At 70.0% G+C, this 2,397-nt stretch carries 2 protein-coding genes; both read right to left on the bottom strand.

The features are described from left to right. Window positions 1-84: 84 nt before the first annotated feature. A complete protein-coding gene (locus tag ACFTZL_RS44005; RefSeq protein ID WP_382596001.1) occupies window positions 85-1,734 on the bottom strand; it encodes an alpha/beta hydrolase in 1,650 nt (549 codons plus the stop codon). Window positions 1,735-1,907: 173 nt separating this feature from the next. Further along, the coding region (locus ACFTZL_RS44000; RefSeq protein WP_382595998.1) for a zinc-binding dehydrogenase at window positions 1,908-2,397 on the bottom strand (490 nt) is incomplete at its 5' end.

The raw sequence follows: 2,397 nt of genomic DNA, 5'->3' as shown, positions 1-2,397 counted from the left end.
CTTCACTTGGCCGTGAGGTGGTAGGCCGTGCGGCAATGGGTCATGCGGCAATGGGTCATGCGGCAACGGGCCATGCGACCGGGATCAGAAACGGTCCGGGGCGCGCTCCGGGAGCGGAGACCCGGGGAGTGCGTCCCGCTTCTGGTTCTTCCGTGCCTCCGCGTTCGAGGCGGCCGTCGCCTCGCAGGTCACGTCCTTCGCGGGGAGCTTGCCCGTGAGCAGGTAGCCGGTGACCGTGCCGTCCGTGCACGCGTTGCCGTTCGGGTAGACGCCATGGCCCTCGCCGCCCAGGACGGTGACCATCTTCGAGCCCTTCAGGTCGGCGTGCAGGGCCTGACCGCTGGGCAGCGGGGTCTGCGAGTCCCACTCGTTCTGGACGACCAGGGAGCCGACGTTGTTGTTCACCTCGGTCGCCGGTTCCACGGACTTGTCCCAGAACGCACAGGGCTTGATGCTGGACGCGAAGTCACCGTAGAGCGGGTGACGGCCCTTGTCCTCGATGGCGTCCTGCCGGTAGCTCTCAGGATCGCGGGACCACGCGGCCGAGTTGTCGCCGCACACCACGGCCCAGAGGCTCGCCGTCATGTTGTCGGGCGGCACCTCGGCGGCATCGGCGGCGGCGCCCGCCGTCCCGGTCCCCTCGGATCCGGCGAACGCCGCGAGTTTCTTCGCGGAGGCGGGCTCGCCGGCCGCGGCCTTCTTCAGCTCCACGATCGCCTCGGTGGCTTCCTGCGGGCTGAAGACCGCCCCGCGCATACCGCTCCGGATGTCATCACCGGTGGTCGGCTGCCCCTCCACCTCGATGGGCTTCTCGTCGGCCTGCGCGACCAGGTCCCAGAAGGTCCGGTCGACCTTCTTCGGGGTGTCACCGAGTCCGTACTTCTCCGAACGCTCGGCGGCCCACCCGGTCCAGCGGTCGAACGCGGGCTCGGCACCCTCCGCCCACCACTGGATCATCCCTCGCCAGGCGCGCGCCGGATCGACCGCGCTGTCCAGCACGAACCGGTCGGCCCGGCCCGGGAAGAGCTGGGTGTAGACGGCGCCCAGGTAGGTGCCGTACGAGTACCCCAGGTACGAGATCTTCTTCTCGCCGAGGATCGCCCGGAGCAGGTCCATGTCGCGCGCGGTGTTGCGCGTGGTGATGTGCGGGAGCGTGTCGCCCGCCTTCTCCTCGCACTTGTTCGCGACGTCACGTGCCCAGGCGACGTCCTTGTCGAACGTCTCCTCCTTGTACGGCCGCAGCCAGTTCTCCTCCTCCGGCTCCAGGCCGCAGGAGACCGGGCTGCTCCGTCCCACACCGCGCGGGTCGAAGCCGATGAGGTCGTACTTCTGCTCCGCGGACTCGGGGAGCCTCTCCTGCATCCCCAGCGGCATGTAGAGCCCCGGGGCCCCCGGGCCGCCGGGGTTGGAGAACAGAGCACCGCGTCGCTTGTCGGGCGCGGTGCTCTTGATCCGGGATATGGCTAAGTCGATCTGCTTGCCCCCGGGAACCCGGTAGTCCAACGGGACTTTGATCGTGGCGCACTCGAGTTCCGCCGGAGCGTCGGCTGCACAGCGCTTCCACTGCGGCTTCTGCTTCACATACCGGTCCAGCGCGCCCTTCGTGGCGGCGGACGAGGGGGCGGTCGACGGGGTGGCGGCCGGAGCGGCGGTGGCCGTCGAGGTGGCGAGCGCGGGAGCCAGCGTTGCCGTGACACTCACGGCCAGCAGGGGCGCGAGACGTCGTCTGCGCACGATATCGATCCTTCCGGTCACATGTTCGGACGGAAAAGATCCTTCCGGAACTGGATGCGCATGCGGATCACTCGCGAGGGCTGCACTCCCCTCCACCCTGGGAATGACACAACATCCGCGTGTGGTCCCCGAGTTGTACGGGGAGTGCGGTGCCGTGTCGTCTCGCGCTTCGCTCAGTCGCGGACGTAGACGAGCTTGCCGCGGACGCCGCGGCCCGAGAGCTCGACGAGCGCCGCCGGTACGTCGTCCAAGGCGATGCCGCGTGCCAGCATCGGATCAAGACGGTTCTCGACGGTCAGCGCGAGCAGGTCCGTCAGCATGCCGGACAGCCGCGCGCGGGCTCGTCCGTCCCCGACGGTGTACGCCGCCCCGAGTGCGATCTCGTGCACGGAGGGCGCCATGCCGAACGGCGGTACGGCGCCCAGGTCCGGTCGGCCGGCGATGGCTGCCAGGCCGCCTCCGTGCACCAGGAGGCGGAGGTTGGCGGTGGCGGAGTCGGCGCCGATGGTGTCGACCACGGCGTCCACACCCCGGCCGTCGGTCAGCTCCCGTACGCGCGTGGGGACGTCCTCGGTGCGGAAGTCGATGACCGCTTCCGCGCCGAGCGCCTCGACGTGCTCGGTGTTGTGCGCGGCCTCGGTGGCGAACACGCGGGCGCCGGAC

The sequence above is a fragment of the Streptomyces sp. NPDC056948 genome (genome assembly GCF_042674225.1).
Lineage (GTDB): Bacteria > Actinomycetota > Actinomycetes > Streptomycetales > Streptomycetaceae > Streptomyces > Streptomyces purpurascens.
The sequence above is the reverse complement of the archived record's forward strand: the minus strand, read 5'-3'. Positions and strand labels throughout refer to the sequence as shown.